General features: G+C 58.7%; 2 protein-coding genes. Both read right to left on the bottom strand.

Annotated elements, in window-relative coordinates; translation table 11 throughout:
* Positions 1-882 (bottom strand): GGDEF domain-containing protein (locus AC1DT3_RS21140; RefSeq protein ID WP_477467152.1); only part of this gene is annotated, 882 nt, incomplete at its 3' end.
* 77 nt (positions 883-959) lie between these two features.
* Positions 960-1,410 (bottom strand): hypothetical protein (locus AC1DT3_RS21135; protein WP_477467151.1); only part of this gene is annotated, 451 nt, incomplete at its 5' end.

Here is a 1,410-nt window from a genome sequence, read left to right as displayed (position 1 = left end):
GCGCCCTGCGATCTTGGCCGAGTAGAGCGCGCGGTCGGCAGCGGAATAAAGCGTGACGGCTGTGTGGCCCGCCTTGCCGGCTGCGATGCCGGCGGAGAACGTGTACCGGCAATCCGGGCAATCCTTCAACGGACGCGAGACGCGGATCGCCGCAAGCATCCGCTGGAGAATGAGGATCGCCTCTTCCTCTCGTGTACGGGGGAGAACCAGCAGAAACTCTTCGCCGCCGACTCGACCGAAAGCATCCGTACGGCGCACCTGAGCGTGAATGAGTTTGGCGAAGTCCTGCAGGATCAGGTCGCCGTTGCCATGCCCGTAGCGATCGTTGATGTACTTGAAGTTGTCGATGTCGATGACTGCGAGACAACCCAGGACCTCGTCACTCGAGTGACTTTGCTGGAGCATCTCTTCGACGCGGGCCGTAATGAAGCGTCTATTGGCGATACCCGTGAGGTCGTCCGTATGAGCCGCGCGAAGAGCGAAGTCGCGGTCTTGTCGAAGAGACCGCTCGWCGGCGCGCAACGTCGTAATATCACTGGCAATGCAGAGCATCCAACCATCCGCCTGGACAGTCTCGGTCATCCACAGCCAACGGCCGTCCATCAGGTCCGTCTCGAAAGCCCGAAAGCCGATTTTTCCGCGACGCGATTGAGCCGACATGATCCAGGCTTCAAAGTCGGGATTGCGAATGATCGTGCCACGTTGCGCGAGAAAGTTCGCACGCATCAGATCTGGCCAAAGCGGACTCTCTTGAGGCGGAATGAAAAATGCTGACCTGAAAGCAGGATTGGCATACCGCAAACGATCATGCTCGTCATAAGCGGCAACGAGGACGGAGGTCCGATCATACAGCTGCGCGAGCACGGCCGAAATGGAATCCATATCCTGTCATACAATAACGGGAGGATGCCGTCAGCAGTCAAATTTTGGGCGGCACGCGCATTTTCGCGCCGCGATGATCAGATCATGTAAAATTCTGCGTGACTGGTGGCCTGGTTGTCCGTCTCGATCCGCAGGGGCGGATCGGTCGTCACATCGAGACCACCTTTTTTAGTCTCCAGCAGGCTTCCAAAGACCGCCCCTTCCGGATCCGAGATGGTGATAAGCGCCGCAGGCGTTGAATCCGAGCGCAGCGGAGGYTCGGTCGAAACATCGATGCCRCCCTTTTTGACATCGAGCAGATCCGCGAACGTAGAGGTGTTGGGCTCTTCGWCCGGAGCGTGRAGRGGRGGATCGGTGGTKACGTCGAGGCCRCCCTTCTTGGTTTCCAGCAGTTCCGCGAAAGAGAAGTTGCCGACATCCGAAATGCTCGCTGGCGTGTCCGAGCGCAGCGGAGGCTCGGTCGAAACATCGATGCCACCCTTTTTGACATCGAGCAGATCCGCGAACGTAGAGGTGTTGGGCTCTTCG

Source organism: Microvirga sp. P4_G7, from assembly GCF_056401005.1.
Note: the sequence above shows the minus strand (reverse complement) of the source record. Positions and strands in the feature narration are given on the sequence as shown.